Source organism: Nocardia asteroides, from assembly GCF_021183625.1.
GTDB classification, from domain to species: Bacteria; Actinomycetota; Actinomycetes; order Mycobacteriales; family Mycobacteriaceae; genus Nocardia; species Nocardia asteroides_A.
Map to the genome: position 1 here is coordinate 2,615,087 of NZ_CP089214.1, position 19,667 is coordinate 2,634,753.

Annotated in this window: 16 protein-coding genes; 7 read left to right on the forward strand and 9 right to left on the reverse strand. The window is 70.8% G+C overall.

The window, feature by feature from the left end; genetic code table 11:
• Window positions 1-16: 16 nt before the first annotated feature.
• The gene (locus LTT61_RS12700) at window positions 17-703 is read left to right on the forward strand and encodes an AIM24 family protein (RefSeq protein ID WP_233020139.1); all 687 of its coding nucleotides are present in this window, start codon (window positions 17-19) and stop codon (window positions 701-703) included.
• On the opposite strand, the gene LTT61_RS12705 is transcribed toward LTT61_RS12700, so the two are convergent.
• The 3 genes from LTT61_RS12705 to LTT61_RS12715 all read right to left on the reverse strand — a co-directional run bounded on the left by LTT61_RS12705 (window position 691) and on the right by LTT61_RS12715 (window position 5,417).
• Complete coding sequence (locus LTT61_RS12705) at window positions 691-1,827, reverse strand: Fic family protein (RefSeq protein ID WP_233020140.1); 1,137 nt, start codon at window positions 1,825-1,827, stop codon at window positions 691-693. The two genes, LTT61_RS12700 and LTT61_RS12705, sit on opposite strands and share 13 nt — an antisense overlap.
• Before the next feature lie 93 nt (window positions 1,828-1,920).
• Window positions 1,921-4,761 (reverse strand): preprotein translocase subunit SecA, encoded by a 2,841-nt coding sequence (secA, locus tag LTT61_RS12710; protein WP_233020141.1) that lies wholly within the window; start codon window positions 4,759-4,761, stop codon window positions 1,921-1,923.
• Window positions 4,762-4,940: 179 nt separating this feature from the next.
• Window positions 4,941-5,417, reverse strand: a complete 477-nt coding sequence (locus tag LTT61_RS12715) for an Rv3235 family protein (RefSeq protein WP_233020142.1) — start codon at window positions 5,415-5,417, stop codon at window positions 4,941-4,943.
• Window positions 5,418-5,767: 350 nt separating this feature from the next.
• Here LTT61_RS12715 and LTT61_RS12720 point away from each other — a divergent pair, with 350 nt between their 5' ends.
• From LTT61_RS12720 to bluB, 6 genes are all read left to right on the forward strand, one after another.
• Window positions 5,768-7,150: a WS/DGAT/MGAT family O-acyltransferase gene (locus tag LTT61_RS12720; protein WP_233020143.1), complete on the forward strand. Its 1,383-nt coding sequence runs from the start codon at window positions 5,768-5,770 to the stop codon at window positions 7,148-7,150.
• A gap of 10 nt (window positions 7,151-7,160) precedes the next feature.
• Window positions 7,161-7,667 carry a DUF6912 family protein gene (locus tag LTT61_RS12725; protein ID WP_420094808.1) on the forward strand — a complete coding sequence of 169 codons (507 nt, stop codon included), beginning with the start codon at window positions 7,161-7,163 and terminating at the stop codon, window positions 7,665-7,667.
• Window positions 7,668-7,796: 129 nt separating this feature from the next.
• Window positions 7,797-8,933 carry a ferredoxin reductase gene (locus tag LTT61_RS12730; protein WP_233020144.1) on the forward strand — a complete coding sequence of 379 codons (1,137 nt, stop codon included), beginning with the start codon at window positions 7,797-7,799 and terminating at the stop codon, window positions 8,931-8,933.
• Between the two features lie 44 nt (window positions 8,934-8,977).
• Complete coding sequence (locus LTT61_RS12735) at window positions 8,978-10,348, forward strand: fatty acid desaturase family protein (RefSeq protein WP_233020145.1); 1,371 nt, start codon at window positions 8,978-8,980, stop codon at window positions 10,346-10,348.
• A 67-nt stretch (window positions 10,349-10,415) separates the two neighbouring features.
• Window positions 10,416-11,651, forward strand: coding sequence for a fatty acid desaturase family protein (locus LTT61_RS12740; protein ID WP_233020146.1), 1,236 nt, complete (start codon window positions 10,416-10,418; stop codon window positions 11,649-11,651).
• A 113-nt stretch (window positions 11,652-11,764) separates the two neighbouring features.
• Window positions 11,765-12,385 carry a 5,6-dimethylbenzimidazole synthase gene (bluB, locus tag LTT61_RS12745; RefSeq protein WP_233020983.1) on the forward strand — a complete coding sequence of 207 codons (621 nt, stop codon included), beginning with the start codon at window positions 11,765-11,767 and terminating at the stop codon, window positions 12,383-12,385.
• A 1-nt stretch (window position 12,386) separates the two neighbouring features.
• On the opposite strand, the gene LTT61_RS12750 is transcribed toward bluB, so the two are convergent.
• The 6 genes from LTT61_RS12750 to mtrA all read right to left on the reverse strand — a co-directional run bounded on the left by LTT61_RS12750 (window position 12,387) and on the right by mtrA (window position 19,610).
• Window positions 12,387-13,676: an acetyl-CoA C-acyltransferase gene (locus LTT61_RS12750; protein ID WP_233020147.1), complete on the reverse strand. Its 1,290-nt coding sequence runs from the start codon at window positions 13,674-13,676 to the stop codon at window positions 12,387-12,389.
• A gap of 104 nt (window positions 13,677-13,780) precedes the next feature.
• On the reverse strand, window positions 13,781-14,476 hold the full coding sequence (hpf, locus tag LTT61_RS12755) for a ribosome hibernation-promoting factor, HPF/YfiA family (protein ID WP_233020148.1): 696 nt from the start codon (window positions 14,474-14,476) through the stop codon (window positions 13,781-13,783).
• A gap of 226 nt (window positions 14,477-14,702) precedes the next feature.
• On the reverse strand, window positions 14,703-15,347 hold the full coding sequence (locus LTT61_RS12760; RefSeq protein ID WP_233020149.1) for a ComF family protein: 645 nt from the start codon (window positions 15,345-15,347) through the stop codon (window positions 14,703-14,705).
• Between the two features lie 35 nt (window positions 15,348-15,382).
• Window positions 15,383-17,188 (reverse strand): MtrAB system accessory lipoprotein LpqB, encoded by a 1,806-nt coding sequence (gene lpqB / locus LTT61_RS12765; protein ID WP_233020150.1) that lies wholly within the window; start codon window positions 17,186-17,188, stop codon window positions 15,383-15,385.
• Complete coding sequence (gene mtrB / locus LTT61_RS12770; RefSeq protein WP_420094777.1) at window positions 17,185-18,936, reverse strand: MtrAB system histidine kinase MtrB; 1,752 nt, start codon at window positions 18,934-18,936, stop codon at window positions 17,185-17,187. Before mtrB ends, lpqB begins: the two co-directional genes overlap by 4 nt.
• Entirely contained in the window at window positions 18,933-19,610 is a 678-nt protein-coding gene (mtrA, locus tag LTT61_RS12775) for an MtrAB system response regulator MtrA (protein ID WP_067659671.1), read from the reverse strand. Before mtrA ends, mtrB begins: the two co-directional genes overlap by 4 nt.
• Window positions 19,611-19,667: the final 57 nt, after the last annotated feature.

A 19,667-nucleotide genomic window follows, 5' to 3' on the forward strand; every position in this document is an offset into this window, starting at 1 on the left:
CCGTACCCTGGAAACCATGCGAAGCGTACTGTTCGACCAGGCCAATCTCGAGGTGCAGGCGCAGCAGCGGTTCTCGTTGCAGAACTCCCAGATGCTGCGGGTGGGGCTCGGGCCGGATGTGCTCGCGGTGAAGGGGGCGATGGTCGCCTACCAGGGCGATATCCGCTTCGACCACCAGGGTTCGGGCAGCGTCGGGAAGCTGCTCAAGCGGATGGTCACCAATGAGGACGTGCCGCTCATGCGGGTCTCCGGGCAGGGTGAGGTGTTCTTCGCCAACCAGGCCGGGCACGTCTTCCTCATCGACCTCACCGGCGACGCGCTGAGCGTCAACGGCACCAACCTGCTCGCCTTCGACGCCGCGCTGGAGTGGGACATCAACCGGGTCAAGGGCGCCGGGTTCTTCACCGGCGGGCTGTTCAATACCACGGTCACCGGCACCGGAACCGTCGCGCTCTGCGCGGTCGGCAAACCCGTTGTGCTGGATTGCAGTACCCAGCCCACCTACGTCGACACCCAGGCCGCGGTGGCCTGGTCGGCGAACCTGGCGCCCAAGGTGGTCTCCAGCATGAACCTCAAGTCCATGCTGCGCGGGGGCAGTGGCGAGGCGTTCCAGTACGCCTTCCACGGCCCCGGTTTCGTCGTGGTGCAGCCGTTCGAGTGGGAGCCGCCGAGCAAGACGGACAGCACTACTCAGTCGACGTAGGGGTCGCGGAGCGTGATCGGGGTCCCGGCGACCTCCGCGACACGCTCCGGGAAGCGCGGGCCTGCGACGTAGAACCTGGCCCTGGTGCGCCCGACCGGATCCAGGAGCTGCCGCCGCACGAGATCACGCAGGTCGCGCTGCGCCTGCTGCAGGTTGAGCCCCTCGCTCTGCTCGTACCGGCTCCGCCGCACCCGGCCGGACATGGCGACGTCGTGCAGCGCCGTCACCGAGCGCGGATCCAGCTGCTCCGCGGCGGCGAACTCAGCCAGCCCCGCCCACACCCGCCCGGAGCGCTCGAAGCGCGCGTGCACGGTCTGTGCCTGCTGGTGATAGGCGATCAGATTGAAGCGCAACCACTCCGCTACATCTTGATCCGGCCGGTAGACGGCGCCGCGGCGCCCGAGCACCCCGTAGTACTCCCAGGTATTGCCCGGTCGGCCGAGCCACGCTTCGATCGAGGAGAACTCCGGCGCCAGCACGCCCTCCCTGGCGATCATGAGCGTCTGCAGTGAGCGGGACATGCGACCGTTGCCGTCCGGCCAGGGGTGGATCGCCACCAGGTGCAGGTGCGCCATCGCGGCCCGGACCAGCGTGTGCGCGCCGTCGTCGGCTTCCAGCCAGTCGACGAGTTCGCGCATCAGCGCGGGGACGTCGCCGGCGTCGGGGGCGGTGTAGGCGGCGATACTCGGATCCCTGGCGTCGGTCACGTAGACCGGGCCGCGACGCCACTGCCCCGCGGGCTTGCGCGCGGTGTGCCGATGACCCTGCAAAATCCAATGCAAGGCATTCAAGAAGCCGGTGCTGTAAGTGAAATCCTCGACGTCATGCAACGTCTGGATGTAGGTCATCATGCGCTCGTAGGCGAGCGTCTCGGCCCGGTTCTCCGGCGAGACGTCGACGTCCTGCTCACCGGCCATGAGGTCCTCGACATCGACGGTGGAGACCTTGAAGCCCTCGATCGAGTTCGACGCCGCCACCGCGTCGGCGGTGAGAAACTTGCGCAGCCCGCCCGTCCGCTTGGCCGGCGTGCTGCGCAGTTGATGACGCAACTCCTCCCGCATGGCATCGACCTCGCCGAGCACTCGCATGTCAGCGCTGGTCAGAGCAGGTGTGGGGAACAGCATGGAGCCCACAATAGATTGACGTAATCATTACGTCAATCGTTTCGCAGGAGCGAAGGCGCCCGCCGAGGTTCGGTGGGCGCCTTCGAGGGGAGATCAGTGCCTGCGGCGGGTCTTCGGGCCGCGCTTACCCCTGGTCTCCGTCCGCGCGGCTTCGCGCCGCTCGCGACGGGAACCGGAGCTGTCACCGCCGTACTCCTCGTCGTCGGTGTGCACGGCGGTGCGGCCGCCCTCGTCCGGCCCGGAGTAGCTGAGTCCGCGGGGCCCGGAGTCGTCGATGCCCTTGGCGAGCAGGGCGGCGGGGGCGCCGCTCGGCGCTGCCTTGGCGGGCGCCTCCTGGGTGGGGAGGGGGCGGGGGGCGCCGGCACCGACCGGGGAGCGCAGGCCGGGGTCGACGGCGACACCGGCGGGCTGCGGCTGCTGCACCTCGACCTGGAGGTTGAAGAGGAAGCCGACCGACTCCTCCTTCAGCCCCTCCAGCATGGCGGTGAACATGTCGAAGCCCTCGCGCTGGTACTCGACCAGCGGGTCGCGCTGGGCCATGGCGCGCAGGCCGATGCCCTCCTTGAGGTAGTCCATCTCGTAGAGGTGCTCGCGCCACTTGCGGTCGAGCACGGAGAGCAGCACCTGGCGCTCCAGGTTGCGCATGGCGCCCTGGCCGGCCAGGCCGTCGATCTCCTCCGCGCGCTTCGCGTAGGCCTCGTGCGCGTCGTCGAGCAGGATCTCGAGCAGTTCGTCGCGGGTCAGATCACCGGCTTCGCCGACCTCGGTCTCGCCGGTCAGGTCCTTGTGGTTCAGCGCGATCGGGTACAGCGTCTTGAGCGCCGTCCACAGCTTCTCCAGATCCCAGTCCTCGACGTACCCCTCGGCGGTGGCGCCGTCAACGTAGGCGGTGATCACGTCGCTGATCATGCCCTGGACCTGGCCCTCCATGTCCTCGCCGCGGAGGATCCGGTTGCGCTCGCCGTAGATGATGGTGCGCTGCTGGTTCATCACCTCGTCGTACTTGAGCACATTCTTGCGGATCTCGAAGTTCTGCTGCTCGACCTGGGTCTGCGCGCTCTTGATCGCCTTGGAGACCATCTTGGCCTCGATCGGCACATCGTCGGGCAGGTTCAGCCTGGTCATGATGGCTTCCAGGGCGGCGCCGTTGAAGCGCCGCATGAGCTCGTCGCCCAGCGAGAGGTAGAACCGGGACTCGCCCGGGTCGCCCTGGCGGCCGGAGCGGCCGCGCAGCTGGTTGTCGATGCGCCTCGACTCGTGCCGCTCGGTGCCGAGCACGTAGAGCCCGCCCGCGTCGCGCACCGCCTCGGCGTCCGCCTCGGTCTGCCGCTTGACCTGCTCCAGCGCGGGCAGCCAGGCCGCCTCGTACCGGTCGGGCGTCTCGACCGGGTCCAGCCCCTCCTTGCGGAGCAGGATGTCGGCGATGATGTCCGGGTTGCCGCCGAGCACGATGTCTGTACCGCGTCCTGCCATGTTGGTGGCGACGGTGACGGCGCCGGGGCGGCCCGCCTCGGCGATGATCGCGGCCTCGTTCTCGTGGAACTTGGCGTTCAGCACGCTGTGCGGGATGCCGCGCTTGGTGAACTGCTTGGACAGGTACTCCGAGCGCTCCACGCTGGTGGTGCCGATCAGCACCGGCTGGCCGTTCTCGTGCCGCTCGGTGACGTCGTCGACGACCGCGGCGAACTTGGCCTCCTCGGTCTTGTAGATGAGGTCGGCCTGGTCCAGACGGACCATCTGGCGGTTCGTCGGGATCGGGACGACGCCGAGGTTGTAGATCTGGTGCAGCTCGGCGGCCTCGGTCTCGGCGGTGCCGGTCATGCCGGAGAGCTTGTCGTAGAGCCGGAAGTAGTTCTGCAGCGTGATCGTCGCCAGGGTCTGGTTCTCCGGCTGGATCTCGACCTTCTCCTTGGCCTCGATCGCCTGGTGCATGCCCTCGTTGTAGCGACGGCCGACCAGGATGCGCCCGGTGAACTCGTCGACGATGATGACCTCGCCGTCGCGGACGATGTAATCCTTGTCCCGGTTGTACAGCTCCTTGGCCTTGATGGAGTTGTTCAGGTAGCTGACCAGCGGGGAGTTCGCGGACTCGTACAGGTTGTCGATGCCGAGCTGGTCCTCGACGAACTCGACGCCCGCCTCGTGCACGCCGATGGTGCGCTTCTTGATGTCGACCTCGTAGTGCAGGTCCTTCTTGAGCAGCGGGGCGATCCGCGCGAACTCCGCGTACCACTTGGAGGAGGCGTCGGCCGGGCCGGAGATGATCAGCGGGGTCCGCGCCTCGTCGATCAGGATGGAGTCGACCTCGTCGACGACGGCGAAGTTGTGCCCGCGCTGGACCAGGTCGTCCAGCGAGTGCGTCATGTTGTCGCGCAGGTAGTCGAAGCCGAACTCGTTGTTCGTGCCGTAGGTGATGTCCGCGGCGTAGGCGTGCCTGCGCTGCGCGGGCGTCATGCCGGAGAGGATCACGCCGACCTCGAGCCCGAGGAAGCGGTGCACGCGCCCCATCCACTCGGCGTCGCGCTTGGCGAGGTAGTCGTTCACGGTGACGACGTGCACGCCGCCGCCGGAGATGGCGTTCAGGTAGGCGGGGAGCACGCAGGTCAGGGTCTTGCCCTCACCGGTCTTCATCTCGGCGATATTGCCGAGGTGCAGCGCCGAGCCGCCCATGATCTGCACCTTGTAGTGCTTCTGGTTCAGCACCCGCCAGGAGGCCTCGCGGGCCACCGCGAACGCCTCGACCAGCAGATCGTCCAGGTCCTCGCCGTCGGCGTAGCGCTCGCGGAACTCGTCGGTCTTGGCCCGCAGCTCGGCGTCGGTCAGCTCCTCGAGGTCCGATCCGTACGCGGTGACCTGGTCGGCGACCTGGCCGAGCCGCTTCACGACGCGACCTTCACCAATCCGTAGCAACCTCGAAAGTGTCAGCGCAGGCACGGGTCTCGTCAGTCCTCTGGTCGGTGTGCGGGTGTCGCCGGAGTCCCGTCGTTCGGCCGGGCCGTTCGGCGAGACGACCCGCGTCGTCATCGGCACGTTTCATGGTAATGCGGCACCCATGGTAGGCGCCGACGAGCGGAGGGCGCCGAGCCGCGACGACCCACCCGACCGCCCCGGACCTACCGTACCCGCAGCACGCAGAGCCGCCACCCGCCCCGGTGCGCCCGCAGGCAGGCCGCGACGGCGAAGACGCGCTCGCCGCGCCGGTACCGGCCGAACACCTCGACCCGGCCGCGCGCGCCCGGCGCGCAGCTCACCCGCTCCAGCACGGCGGCGCCGAGCCTGCACTCCCGCTCGCCGGTGCGGGCGTAGGTCTCCAGCACGGCGACCACCTCGGGGTCGGCGATATCGCGCAGGTGCAGGGCCCGGCGGCGGCCGTCGAGCACCTCCAGCGCCGCGCGCACCGCCCGCTCGGCGAAGCGCTGCGCGTCGCGCTCGGCGCCGGAACGCGGCGCGGGCCGCCCCGGCGCGCAGTTCCGCGCCGCCTCACGATGCCGCGCCGGGCGCGCTTGCGCGCCACCCCGGGCCCCACCCGCCGGAGCCTCCTCCGCCGCCGCCACCGTCCGTGCGCCCGCCACCGTCCGTGCGCCCGCCACGGGCTGCGACGCGGCGGGATCCGCGGAGGGAATTCCTCCGGGGCCGCCCGAGCCGGGGCGGCGGACCGCCTCCGTAGGCGTTGCCCCAGCCGGCGAACGCGGCACGACCTGCCCTCGCCTGCGCAGCGGCGGCTCCCCGTGCGGCGCGCACGACAACGACACCTTGCTTTCCATCCGAATTCCCCCTGTGCCGAATCGAGTCCCCCGAGCTCGATGCGCGACATACTGCCACGCGGCCCCGACACGGTAAAGAACGATGTCGATCACACCACGGACGCACAGGCTACGAGCCAAAACGCGGTCCTGCCCGCACAATGGGCGGCAAGCCAACGGAAGGAGCAGCGGGCAGCGTGATCACCAGACTGACGGCGCAGGACGCGTCGTTCCACCGTCAGGAACAGGGCAGCAACCCCGTCTACATCGGTTCCCTCGCCATCGTGGAGGGGCCACTCGACTACGACCGCCTGCTCGATCTGGTGGAGAGCAGGCTGGCGATGGTGCCGCGGTACCGCCGCAAGGTGCGCGTGATCCCGCTCGCGCTGGGCAGGCCGGTGTGGGTGGAGGACAGCGGCTTCGACCTGACCTACCACATCCGGCGCTCCGCGCTGCCCGCTCCCGGCAGCGAGGTCCAGCTGCACGACCTGGTGGCGCGGCTCGCCTCGCGCCCGCTCGACCAGGACCGCCCGCTGTGGGAGATGTACCTGATCGAGGGGCTCGCCGACGGCCGCACCGCGGTCTTCACCAAGACCCACGCGGCGCTGGTCGACGGCGAGACGGCGCTGGAGATCGGGCACGTCATCCTGGACGACGGCCCCGACCCGCGCGCCCTCCCGCCCGACTCCTGGCACCCGCCCCGCGAGCCGGGCGACGCCGAGCTGCTCGCGGGCGCCCTGAGCCACCTGGCGGCGCAGCCGCGGGAGGCGCTCGAGGTCGCCAGGGACGCGGGAACGGCGGCGTTCACCGTTCTCGGCGCGGCGAGCAAGGCGGTGGACTCGGTGGTGTCGGCGGTGCGCACCGCCACCGCGGGCGCGCCGGACAGCCCGCTCAACGCCAGGATGACCCGCAACCGCCGCTTCGACGTCGTCCGCACCGAGCTCGCCGACTACCGCCGGATCCGGGCCCGCTTCGACTGCTCGATCAACGACGTCATCCTCGCGGTGATCACCGGCGCGCTGCGCGAGTGGCTGCTCTCCAGGGACCAGGCCGTCACCGAGTCGGCGACGCTGCGCGCGGTGGTGCCGATGTCGGTCTACTCCGAGGATCCGCCCGGCGACACGGCTGGCGAGATCTCCTCGTTCCTGATCGACCTCCCGGTCGGCGAGCCGAATCCGGTGATGCGGCTCTCGCACATCACGCACGCCACCGCGGCGGCGGGCAGGCAGCGCCGCGGGGTGCGCGCCCGCACCCTGGTGCACCTGGCCGGCTTCGCCCCGGCCAGCCTGCATGCGATGAGCGTCAGGGCGGCGAGTACGTTCGCAGACCACACGTTCAATCTGGTGATCACCAACGCGCCGGGTCCGCAGTCCCCGATGTACATCGGCGGGGCGCGGATGCTGGAGATGTACCCGGTGTCGCCGCTGCTGCGCAATCAGGCGCTGAGCCTCGGGCTGACCTCCTACGACGGGAAGGTCTGCTACGGGCTCAACGCCGACCGCGACGCGATGGCGGATCTCGGGGTGCTGGCCGCGTCGGTGCACGAGTCCCTGGAGGAGCTGCTCGGTGCCTGCGCCTGACGATCGCCCGCTGCGCGTCTACGTGCCCGCGACCATCGCGATGCTGCGCGCGCTGGTCGCCGACCGCGAGCTGCGCGCGGTCAGCGGAACCGCCTTCGCGGTCACCCCGGCGCTGCGCGAGGCGTACGCCTCCGGCGACGAGGAGGAGCTGGCCGAGGTCGCCATGGGCGAGGCGGCGCGGGCGGCGCTGCGGCTGCTCGCGGCCGAGGCCGAGGACTCCGACACGCCGCCGATCCAGCGCCGCGCGGTGATCGCCGCCGACGTCACCGGCGCGGCCCCGCGGCCGGACCTGGACGACGCGGTGGTCCGGCTGGCCGGGCCGGTGCCGTACGCGACGATCGCCTCGGTGCACGTCGACCTGGCCGACGCCGAGGCGGACGTGGCGAAGGCCGTCGAGGTGATCGATGCCGCCGATCTGGGCGACCCGGACGCCGAGTTCACCCTCGGCGACGCGGAGGACCACCAGCTGGCCTGGTATGCCACCCAGGAGCTGCCCTTCCTGCTCGAGCTGCTCTGAGCGGAACCGTCGGGAGTAGTCACAAAGCCGCTCCGGCCGTCTCCACAGGGCAACCTACGATGCCGTAACCTTGCGACACGGGACGGGCCCCGACGGGGCCCGCGGCAACTCAGGAGACGACCGGCGACGATGTTCGAGAATGTGCGGCAATGGCTGGAGGAGCCCGCGGCCGAGGTGGCCGACCGAGGTGGCCGGTTGAACGTACTGCGCGGCGCGGTCGCCCGGATCACCACACCACTGCTCCCGGACGACTACCTGCACCTGGTGAACCCGCTGTGGTCGGCGCGCGAGCTGCGCGGCCGGGTGCTCGAGGTCCGCAAGGAGACCGCGGACTCGGCGACCCTGGTGATCAAGCCGGGCTGGGGCTTCGACTGGGCCTTCGAGCCGGGCCAGTACATCGGCTTCGGCGTGCTGGTCGACGGCCGCTGGCACTGGCGCTCGTACTCGCTGACCTCCCCGCCGAACTGGTCCGACGACCCGGCGGCGCGCGGCAAGCGGCTGATCTCGATCGCCGTGAAGGCGATGCCGGAGGGGCTGCTCTCCAGCCACCTGGTGAACGGCGTGACGCCGGGCACCGTGGTGCGGCTGGCCGCGCCGCAGGGCGGGTTCGTGCTGCCCTCGCCACCGCCGCCGAAGGTGCTCTTCCTCACCGCGGGCAGCGGCATCACCCCGGTGATGTCCATGCTGCGCGCGCTGGATCGGCGCGACGCCTTCACCGACGTGGTGCACGTGCACTCGGCGCGCACCGCCGACGACGTGATGTTCGGCGGTGAGCTGACCGGGCTCGCCGAGCGGCACCCCGGCTTCACCTCGCACCTGCACCTCACCGGGGTGCACGGCAAGCTCGACCTGGCCGACCTGGACACCCTCTTCCCGGATTGGCGCGAGCGGCAGACCTGGGCCTGCGGCCCGGCCGCCATGCTGGACGACATCGAGAAGCACTGGGCCGCGGCCGGTCTCGCGGGCAAGCTGAACGTCGAGCGGTTCGACGTGGAGCGCTCCGCGGTCGGGGAGGGCGGCACCGTCACCTTCGGCAGGAGCGAGCGCAGCACCGTCGCCGACGGCGCGACCAGCCTGCTGGAGGCGGGCGAGGCGGCAGGCGTGCGGATGCCGTTCGGCTGCCGGATGGGCATCTGCCAGACCTGCGTGCTCACCATCACCGCCGGGCACACCCGTGACCTGCGCAACGGTGACGAGCGGCGCGAGGGCGACAAGGTACAGACCTGCATCTCCGCCGCCGCGGGCGACTGCACCCTCGACGTCTGAAACCCGGTACGCTCGCGCACAGATCGAGCAGGGAAAGGGAACCGGTGGCCATCACCGATATTCGCGCATTCGCACACCTCACCGCCGCTGACATCGAGACCCTCGGGGACGAACTCGACGCGATCCGCCGCTCGGTGGAGCTGTCCCGCGGCGCACGGGACGCCAAATACATCAGACACACGATCGCCGCCCAGCGCGGGCTCGAGGTCGCCGGCCGCGCCGTGCTCTTCGGCAGCAGGAACCGGTGGGCCTGGCTCACCGGCACCGCGCTGCTCTCGGTGGCGAAGATCATCGAGAACATGGAGCTCGGGCACAACATCAGCCACGGGCAGTGGGACTGGATGAACGACCCGGAGATCCACTCGGGCACCTGGGAGTGGGATCAGACCGGGCCGTCGGCGCAGTGGCGGCGGGCGCACAACTACTCGCACCACACCTACACCAACGTGCTCGGCAAGGACGAAGACCTCGGCTTCGGCATCCTGCGGATGACGCGGGACGAGCCGTGGCGCCCGGTCCACCTGGTGCAGCCGTTCGCCAACCTGGTGCTCGCCGCCACCTTCGAGTGGGGAATCGCGCTGCACGACTGGCACATCGACAGGGAGCTCTCCGGGGTACCGCCCAAGCAGCTGAACTCCGAGCCGAATGTGCAGTTCGCGCGCAAGATCGCGCGTCAGGTCGGCAAGGACTTCGTGTTCTACCCCGCGCTCACCGGCCCGGCCTGGAAGAGCACGCTGAAGGCCAACATGACCGCGAACCTGGTGCGCAACCTCTGGGCCTACGCGGTGATCTTCTGCGGGCACTTCCCGGACGGCGCGGAGAAGTTCGCCATCGAGCAGCTCACCGGCGAGACCCGCGCCGAGTGGTACCTGCGGCAGATGCTCGGCAGCGCCAACTTCCGGGCCGGGCGGTCGATGGCCTTCATGAGCGGCAACCTCTGCTACCAGATCGAGCACCACCTCTTCCCCGACCTGCCGAGCAACCGGTACGCGGAGATCGCGCAGCGGGTGCGCGAGCTGTGCGACAAGTACGACCTGCCCTACACCACCGGCTCGCTCGGCAGGCAGTACCTGCTCGCCTTCCGCACCATCCACAAGCTGGCGCTGCCGGACAGCATGCTGCGGCGCACCGCGGACGACGCGCCGGAGACCTCGTCGGAGCGCAAGTTCGCGGGTATCACGCTGCCCGCCCAGGTCGACCCGGCAACCGGGAAGCGTCGCGGCCTCCGCTCCGCGCTGACCGAGGCCAAGGTCGCGCTGCGGCAGAAGGCGGAGCAGGAGAAGCAGGTGCTCCGCGAGGCGAAACAGGCGTTGGGCGAGAAAGCGCGGCACGAGCAGGACGTGCTGCGCGAGGCCCGGATCACGCTGCGGGACAGGATCGGAGCTCGGGGCCGGCGACGCCGGGGAACGGCGTGACCAAGACCACAGCCGGAGCAAAGAAGTCGTAACCTACGGTCTCGTAACTTACGATAGAGTAACCACCATGGCTATTTCGGATGTCAAGGAGTACGCGCACCTCACGGAGTCCGACGTCGAGGCGCTCGGCGAGGAATTCGACGCGATCCGGCGTGACATCGAGTCGTCGCGCGGCGCGGCCGACGCCCGCTACATCCGCAACGTCATCCGGTTACAGCGCGCCCTGGAGATCGTCGGCCGGGCGGCGCTCTTCGCCAGTGACAAGCGCCCGGCGTGGCTGGCCGGCGTCGCCCTGCTCGGCACGGCCAAGATCATCGAGAACATGGAGATCGGCCACAACGTCATGCACGGCCAGTGGGACTGGATGAACGATCCGGAGATCCACTCCAGCTCGTGGGAGTGGGACAACACCGGGCCGTCCAAGCACTGGAAGCAGACGCACAACTTCCTGCACCACAAGTACACCAACGTGCTCGGCATGGACGACGACATCGGCTACGGCCTACTGCGCGTCACCAGGGACCAGCGCTGGAAGCCGTTCAATATCGGCAACCCGGTGTACAACCTGCTGCTGCAGCTCTTCTTCGAGTTCGGGGTCGCGGTGCAGCACCTGGAGCTGGGCAAGGTCGCTGCGGGGCGGTTCAAGGGCGACGCCGAGCGCGCGGAGTTCGAGCGCAAGCGCCAGGAGGTGCTGGTCAAGGTCGGCCGCCAGATGGCCAAGGACTACGTGGTGTTCCCCGCGCTCACCGGCCCGGCCTGGAAGAACACCCTGACCGCGAACCTCGCCGCCAACATGGTGCGCAACGTCTGGACCAACGCGGTGATCTTCTGCGGGCACTTCCCGGACGGCGCGGAGAAGTTCACCAAGGCCGATATCGACGGCGAGTCCAAGGGCCAGTGGTACCTGCGGCAGATGCTCGGCAGCGCGAACATCAGCGGCGGCCCGGTGATCCACTTCATGACCGGTAACCTGAGCCACCAGATCGAGCACCACCTCTTCCCCGACCTGCCGAGCAACCGCTACGTGCACATCGCGGTGCGGGTGCGCGAGCTGGCCGACAAGTACGACCTGCCGTACACCACCGGCTCGCTGCCGGTGCAGTACTTCAAGGCGTGGCGCACCATCCTCAAGCTCTCGCTGCCGAACAAGTACCTGCGCGCCACCGCCGACGACGCGCCGGAGACGGCGTCGGAGCGCAAGTTCGGCGGCAACGCCGTGCCGGTCATCGACCCGGAGACCGGGCGGCGGCGCGGGCTGCGCAGCGCGCTGACCGCGGGCAGGCGGCGGCTCAGCCGACGCTGACCACGCTTCCCGAACGGCCCCGCACCTGCCCGGTGCGGGGCCGTTCGGCCGTTCGGGGCGCGGAAACCTGATTCACTGATGGGGTGTGTGCCAACGATGTCCACCAGCACGCCCTGAGCGTCTACGAAGCCATCCGCCTGCGCCGCGACGTGCGCGCCGAATTCACCGGTACCCCGATCGACGACGACACCCTGTGGCGGCTGCTCGACGCCGCGCACCGGGCGCCGAGCGTCGGCAATTCGCAGCCGTGGGACTTCGTCGTCGTCCGCGAACCGGCGACGCTGGAGCGGTTCGCCGACCACGTCGCCGAGAAGCGCCGCGAGTTCAGGGCGAGCCTGCCGCCGGAGCGGGCCGCCACCTTCGACCCGATCCGGATCGAGGGCATCCGGGAGAGCGGGACCGGCGTCGTCGTCAGCTACGACCACGCCCGCGGCGGGCCGAACGTGCTCGGCCGCGCCACGGTGCCGGAGACCGGGATCTTCTCCACCGTGCTCGCCATCCAGAACCTGTGGCTCGCGGCCACGGCCGAGCAGATCGGCGTCGGCTGGGTGTCGTTCTACGAAGCCGACCAGCTCGCCGAGCTGGTCGGGCTGCCGCCCGGGGTGCGGCCGGTGGCCTGGCTCTGCGTCGGTCCGGTGCGCGAGTTCCAGCGGGTGCCGGATCTGGAGCGGTTCGGCTGGCGCAGCGGGCGCACCCTGGACCAGGCGGTGCACCGCGAGCGGTTCGGCGGTTGAGCTAGACCCGCTCCAGCACCGCCGAGGCGCCGATTCCGCCCGCCGCGCAGATGCCGAGCAGCGCGGTCTGCGCGCCGGTGCGGGCCAGCTCGTTGGCCATCGTCGTGACCATGCGGGCGCCGGTGGCGCCGAACGGGTGGCCGAGCGAGACCGAGCCGCCGTGCACGTTCACCCTGGCGGGATCGACCTCGCCGACCGCGGTCTCCCGATCCAGCCGGGTCTTGGCCCACTCGTCGCTGGCCAGCGCGGCGAGAACGGAGAGCGTCTGGGCGGCGAACGCCTCGTGGATGTCGACCAGGTCGACGTCGGCGAGCGCGAGCCCCGCCCGGTCCAGCGCGCGCGGCATGGAGATGGCCGGGCCGATCAGCACCTGGTCGGTGGGATCGACGCTGACGTAGCTCCAGGAGCGGAAGGCGGCGAGCGGGGTCAGCCCCAGCTCGCGGGCCTTCTCCTCGCTCATCAGCAGCACGGCGGAGGCACCGTCGGTGAGCGGGCTGGCGTTGCCCGCGGTGACGGTGCCGTCGGCGGCGAAGACCGGCTTCAGCCGCGCCAGCTTCTCGACGCTGGTGTCGCCGCGGACCAGGCCGTCGCGGGTGACGGTGCGCCCGTCCGGGGTGGTGACCGGCACCACCTCGGCGTCGAAGCGGCCGGAGGCGATGGCGGCAGCGGCCCGCTGGTGCGAGCGGACGGCGAACTCGTCCTGCGCGGCCCGGCCGATGCCGTGGATCCGCGCCATCTTCTCCGCCGACTCCCCCATCACCTCGCCGGTGGTGCGCTCGGCGATCTTCGGCCGGGTCGGCAGGATGTCGGTGAAGGGCGCCAGCTGCCGCACCGCGGCCAGGTAGTCCCTCGGCTTCGGCTTGCCGAGCGCGATCGGCGCGGCGGCGTGCACCACGTGCTGCGGCAGCTTGATCTCGGCATTGCTGGTGGAGTCGCTGCCGCCCGCGATCATCACGTCGTACTCGCCGCGCTCGATGGCGGCGGCCGCGGTGGTGACGGCCTGTAGCCCGGAGGCGCAGGCCCTGGTCACCGTGTGGCCCTCGCAGCCGGGGTCGAGGCCGAGGTCGAGCGCGATCTCCCTGGCGATGTTCGGCGCCGCGCTCGGCAGGATCACACCGCCCCAGACGATCGCCTGCACCAGCTGCTTGGCCAGCCCGGTGCGCTCGAGCAGCCCGCCGACGGCGGCATCCGCGAGCGCGATCGAATCGAGCCGGGTGAAGTCGGTGAAGGCGCGGACGAAGGGGGTGCGGGCGCCTGCGACGACGACGGCGCGGCGAGCGGTGGAGGCCATGGCCGTAACTTACCCTACGGTAAGGTCCGCCGGGCCGGATCGTCCCGGACACACCACCGGCCGGTGCGCGAGGCACCGGCCGGCGGCTGGAGGCGGGGGATGGATCAGGCCAGTCGGATCAGGCCGTAGTCGAAGGCGTGCCTGCGGTAGACCACGGACGGCCGATCGGTCTCCTTGTCGTGGAACAGGAAGAAGTCGTGGCCGACCAGCTCCATCTGGTACAGCGCGTCGTCGACCGTCATGGGCGCCGCGGAGTGCACCTTGGTGCGGACGATGTGGCCGGGGCCCTGGCTCTCGTCGGCGGGGGCCCAGGGGTCGGGCTCGCTCTCGGCCTGGGCGTCGGGGTGCGCGTGCGTGGAGCCGTTCCGGCCGAAGAGCGTCTCGTCGACCAGCTCGGCGGTGGCCTCGGCGACCGAGAGCGGCGTCTTCTCGCCGTAGTGCACCTTGCGCCGGTCCTTGGTGCGGCGCAGCCTGCTCTCCAGCTTGGCGGTCACCGACTCGAAGGCGGCGTAGAAGCTGTCGGCGCAGGCCTCGGCCCGGACGATCGGGCCCTTGCCGCGCGCGGTGATCTCGACGCGCTGGCAGCTCTTGCGCTGCCTGCGGTTGCGTTCGTGGAACAGCTCGACGTCGAAGAGGAAGATCGACGGGTCGAACCGTTCGAGTCGGGAGAGTTTGTCGGCGACGTAGATGCGGAAGTGGTCGGGCACTTCGACATTGCGGCCCTTGACCACGATGTCGGCCCGGCCGGCTCCGCCCTCGGCGGTGGTTTCCGGTTCGTCCAGCGTGCCGCCGCGCGGCATCGAAGGATCTGCGTCTTGGACTGAAGGACGTGATGACGTCACGCGTACCTCCCGGATAGGGCCGCACCGTCGAAATGGCGGGCGGCGGGGATTGATCGTGCCGATCGGCTCTCCGCTCGGCACCGAATGTCCGAGGCCCCACCTCCAACTCCCGTGTCGGGTGTGTGTTCGCGACGCTAGTCCGCCCGCGACCGGTCCGCCACTGTTCACGCAAATTTCCCGACGATCACGTTCCGCATGTCACCAGCACGTCATGAATGGGTATCCGGTAGCGCCGCGCGACCCGGACCGACTCGGCCGCGGTCGCCCCCGTTGTCAGCACATCGTCGACCAGGAAGACCTGCGGATTCACTGTCCCGGACAGCGTGGCGAGCACCTCGGGCCTGACCACGACCCGCGCTGCCAGATTGCGCCTGCGTTGCGCCGGAGTCAACCCGACCGAATCCCGCGTACCGTGCCGCGATCGCAACAGTGGCGCCATCCGGCAACCGGGCAGCCAACTCGCCGCCACCGCCGCTGTCCGGGCCACCGGATCGCCGCCGCGGCGACGGGCCGCGGTGGCCCGGCCGGGCGCGGGGATCAACAGCAGCGGGCGGCCGGGGGCGCGCAGCCGGTGCAGGCCGCGCGCGAGGGCGTAGCCGAGCGGGGCCGCCAGGTCGCGGCGGCCGCGCTCCTTGAGCGCGAGCACCGCGCGCCGCCCCGGCCCCGCGTACGGGCCGAGCGCCCAGCACGGCACCCCAGGATCGGTGCGCGGGCGCAACCGGGTCGGCGGGCCGTCGAGCGCGCTCGCGCACTCGGGGCACCACGGGAGGCCGGGCAGGCCGCAGCCGCCGCACTCGACGGGCAGGATCAGATCCAGCAGGGTCCGCATGCCCTGCAGAGTCTGGCGGGGCCCACTGACACCGCTCAGCCCGGCAGCACCGGGACCACGTTCTCGCCGGTCAGCCCGGGCACCTCGCGCCAGAACCCCTCGGTGGTCACCGGCTGGCCGTACTGCAGCTGCAGCACCGCGCGGGAATCGGCGACGTACCAGGTGTCCAGCGCCGCGCTGACCACCCGCATCGGCGGGGTCAGGTTCTGCGAGGTCTGGGTGATCTGCTCGGAGCCGTCGATGGAGACCGTGACCACCGGGTCGACGTTGCCCTCGCGGGCGATGATGATGGTGTCGCCGCTGAGCCAGCTCAGCGAGACCGCCCTGGTGCTGAGCCCGACGGCGAGCGGCTGCGGCGCGGTGAAGGCGTAGCGGCCGTCCGGGCGGCGCTCCACCACCGCGACGTACACCTTGCCGTCCGCGATCAGCGCGGCGCGCACCCCGCTGCCGGAGATCCGCAGCTCGGTGATGGGCAGCCGGGGCGAGAGCGCCGAGGTGACCGCGGTCAGCGCGGAGATGTCGACGTCCTGCTTGGAGACGGTGCCGGTGGCCCGGTCGGCGGCGGCCCTGACCACCCGCTCGCCGTTCACGACGGCCCAGGCGGCGCTGCCGTCGGAGTTCCAGGTGGGTCTGCTGATGGTGGCGCCCTCGGCGACCGGGAAGGCGTCGCCGCCGTAGCTGCCGACCATGAGGGTGGCGCGGCCCGCGTCGCCTGCCACCGCGGCGACCAGCTGGCCGTCCTCGGAGAGCGCGGCCGACTGCAGGTTGTTCACAGCGCCGAAGTAGCCGGGCACCGGGGTGATGCCGGTCTCCCGCACCTGCATCAGCGTGCCGTTGCGCAGCGCGAAGAGCCCGATCTTGTTCCGCAGGTGCGCGTCGGGGGTGTACTGCTCGATATCCGCGACCGACCAGCCGTTCGCGGCGAACCGGTCGTCCAGCGCCTTGCCGTCGGCGAGCAGCACGTACGGGCCGAGCACCTCGGCCGCCGAGAGCGTGGCGACCACCTGGGCCGCGAGCAGCTCCCTGTCCCGCGGGGCCAGCGCCGCGGCGCCGGCCAGGTCGATCCGGACCCCGCCGAGCCCGACCCCGACCTCCTCCGGGTCGCCGTTGGCCTTGGTCACCGCCCCGCGCAGCGCCACCGGCGGCGCGACGACGGTGCGCACGTTCTCGGTGAGCGCGGGCTGCGGGCCGTCCAGCAGCAGGTCGAGCAGGCGCTGGGTGCGCTGCGCAGGCGGCACCGAGACCCAGCGCAGGTCGGGAACGAGCGAGCTGCCGTTCGGGTCGAGGAAGTAGAGCGCGTGCCGCTGGTACGCCTTGGCGAAGGCGGCGTTGTCCATGACGACGCCGTCCGGCAGCTCGTCGATCCGCCACTCGCCGCCGACCCTGGTCATCTCGATCTTGTTCTCCAGCATCGAGCCGTCCGACGGCCGGTACGACCCGTCCGCGGAGAGCTCGCCGACCTTGCGCGCCCGGATGACGTAGGTCGCGGCGTCGCCGCCGCGCGATTCGCGCAGTGTGTCCGGCTTCTCCACGATCACGGTGCCCGCCGCGTCGTCCCAGCGGGTGGAGGCGGAGGCGGTGAGGTACTGCCGCGCCGCCTCGTGCCGGTTCGCCGGGGTGGCGGTGGCCTGCAGGAAGTCGCGGAGCAGCAGGTCGGGGTCGCGGCCGGAGATGGGCGGCGGCGGGCCGTCCGAGGTCGGTTCGCGGTCCAGCGTGCCGAGCGCCTGCGGGGCCGACGACTCCGGCAGGCTGGCGCAGCCGGTGAGCAGCACCAGCGCGCCCACCAGCACGCCGAGCACTCCCCGGCGCACGGCGGCGAGGGGTCGGGTACGCATCGTCATGACTGTACGTCCCGGTTCTCGGCCAACCCCCGACCGGTGGAGTACGTGCCGTTCTCCACACTCGCGACGAACTCCGCGATGGCGTCCCGGGGAAGGCGGACGGTGTCTGCCTCGTCCGGTTCGGGCTCGGTGCGGATCGGCACCTTGCGCGGTGCGTCCAGCGGCAGCGGGCTCGGGCCGAGCTTGCTCCCGCGGGCCATCGGCAGGGTGAGCCGGAAGCTGGCGCCGCTGCCGAGCTCGCCCCACGCCTCCAGCCTGCCATCGTGCAGGTGCGCGTCCTCCTGGCTGATCGAGAGCCCGAGGCCGGTGCCGCCGGAGCGGCGCATGCGCGAGGGGTCGGAGCGCCAGAAGCGGTTGAAGACCAGCTTCTCCTCGCCCGGCCGGAGCCCGACGCCCTGATCGCGGACGATGACGGCGAGCGCGTTGGCCTGCTGGTCGCCGCGCATCCGGATCAGCACCGGCTTGCCGTCGCCGTGGTCGATGGCATTGGCGAGCAGGTTGCGCAGCACCCGCTCGACGCGGCGCGGGTCCACCTCGGCGACCAGCGGATCCTCCGGCAGGTCGGCGACGACCTCGACCCCGGCGTCCTTGGCCAGGTGCCGCACGGTGGAGATGGCGGCCTTGGCGCACATCCGCACGTCCAGCGACTCCACCTGCAGCTCGGCGACGCCCGCGTCGTGGCGGCTGATCTCCAGCAGGTCGTTGAGCAACCCCTCGAACCGATCCAGCTCGTTGACGAGCAGCTCGGCGCTGCGGGCCAGCGCGGGCGAGAGCTCGTCGCTGCTGCTGTGGATGAGGTCGGCGGCCATCCGCACGGTGGTGAGCGGGGTGCGCAGCTCGTGGCTGACGTCGGAGGTGAAGCCCTTCTGCAGGTTGCCGAACTCCTCCAGCTGGTTGATCTGGGTGGAGAGGCTTTCCGCCATTTCGTTGAAGGCCTGCGCGAGTTTGGCCATGTCGTCCTCGCCGCGGACCAGCATGCGCTCCTTGAGCCGGCCGTCGGCGAAGCGCCCCGCGATCCGGGCGGCCGACCGGATCGGCAGCACCACCTGCCTGGTCACCAGCGCGGAGATGGCGGCGAGCAGGACGAGCAGCACGGCGCCGCCGACCAGCATGGTGCCGCGCATGAGCGCGAGGCTGCGCTCCTCGTTCACCAGCGGGAAGACCAGGTAGATCTCCAGGGTCGGGATCTCGGCGCTCGGGCTGCCGATCACCAGCGCGCGGCCGCGGTAGCCGTCCGGGTCGTCGACGGTGGCGAACTGGTAGCTGATCTGGCTGCGCTGCACGAAGCGGCGCAGCTCCTCCGGCACCTCCTGCACCGGCCCCGAGGCCATCTGCTGCGGCGGGGTGCCGCCGATGACGGTGAGCGCGGAGTCGAAGCTGCCCGCGACGCCGCCGGACTGCCCGGTGCCACCGCGGTTGGAGAGCGAGTCCCGCGCCTCGGCCAGCTGCTGCTGCTGGATGCCGTTGCCGTGCGCGCCCGCCAGCTGGCTCTCCACCGTGTTCCTGGCGCGCTCCATCTCCTCGATCGCCGCGTTCAGCTTGGCGTCCAGCAGCCGGTCGGTGATCTGGCTGGTGAGCACGACGCCGAGCACGGTGATGACGATGAGCGAGAGGGTGAGGGTGGAGACGATGACGCGCAGCTGCAACGATCGCCGCCACAGGTGGCCGAGTGCGACGCCCTGGCGCTGCGCCCACGCCGCGGCGATCTCGACCGCCGGTCGCAGGCGCGCGATCAGGCGGTCGATCACGGCGGTCCGGCCTTGTACCCGACCCCGCGAACGGTCAGTACGATCTCCGGATTCTCCGGGTCCTTCTCGACTTTCGCGCGCAGCCGCTGCACGTGCACGTTCACCAGTCTGGTGTCGGCGGCGTGCCGGTAGCCCCAGACCTGTTCCAGCAGCACCTCGCGGGTGAAGACCTGACGCGGCTTGCGGGCGAGCGCGACGAGCAGGTCGAACTCCAGCGGGGTGAGCGAGATCTGGGTGCCCTCCCTGGTCACCTTGTGCGCGGGCACGTCGATCACGATGTCGGCGATGGAGAGCTGCTCGGAGGGCTCGTCCTCGGTGCGGCGCAGCCGCGCCCGCACCCTGGCCACCAACTCCTTGGGCTTGAACGGCTTGACGATGTAGTCGTCGGCGCCGGATTCCAGGCCGAGCACCACGTCGACGGTGTCGGTCTTGGCGGTCAGCATGACGATCGGCACGCCGGAGTCGGCGCGCAGCACCCGGCACACGTCGATGCCGTTCATGCCGGGCAGCATGAGGTCGAGGAGCACGAGGTCCGGCCGGATCTCCCGCACCGCGGAGAGCGCCTGGGTACCGTCGCCGACCACGTGTGGGTCGAACCCTTCCCCGCGCAGGACGATGGTCAGCATCTCGGCGAGAGCCATATCGTCGTCGACGACCAGAATCTTCGGCTTCATGATTCCTATGTTGTCATCTCGGTGGCGGGCGACGGGCCGCCACGCCAACACTGGCGA

What these genes read in the sequence shown, in the direction of transcription:
- lpqB (WP_233020150.1), bottom strand. Translation starts at nt 17,188, where the DNA reads ATGACGATGCGTACCCGACCCCTCGCCGCCGTGCGCCGGGGAGTGCTC.
- LTT61_RS12740 (WP_233020146.1), top strand. Translation starts at nt 10,416, where the DNA reads ATGGCTATTTCGGATGTCAAGGAGTACGCGCACCTCACGGAGTCCGAC.
- LTT61_RS12750 (WP_233020147.1), bottom strand. Translation starts at nt 13,676, where the DNA reads ATGGCCTCCACCGCTCGCCGCGCCGTCGTCGTCGCAGGCGCCCGCACC.
- hpf (WP_233020148.1), bottom strand. Translation starts at nt 14,476, where the DNA reads ATGCCGCGCGGCGGCACGCTGGACGAACCGGAAACCACCGCCGAGGGC.
- LTT61_RS12760 (WP_233020149.1), bottom strand. Translation starts at nt 15,347, where the DNA reads ATGCGGACCCTGCTGGATCTGATCCTGCCCGTCGAGTGCGGCGGCTGC.
- mtrA (WP_067659671.1), bottom strand. Translation starts at nt 19,610, where the DNA reads ATGAAGCCGAAGATTCTGGTCGTCGACGACGATATGGCTCTCGCCGAG.
- LTT61_RS12705 (WP_233020140.1), bottom strand. Translation starts at nt 1,827, where the DNA reads ATGCTGTTCCCCACACCTGCTCTGACCAGCGCTGACATGCGAGTGCTC.
- LTT61_RS12700 (WP_233020139.1), top strand. Translation starts at nt 17, where the DNA reads ATGCGAAGCGTACTGTTCGACCAGGCCAATCTCGAGGTGCAGGCGCAG.
- LTT61_RS12730 (WP_233020144.1), top strand. Translation starts at nt 7,797, where the DNA reads ATGTTCGAGAATGTGCGGCAATGGCTGGAGGAGCCCGCGGCCGAGGTG.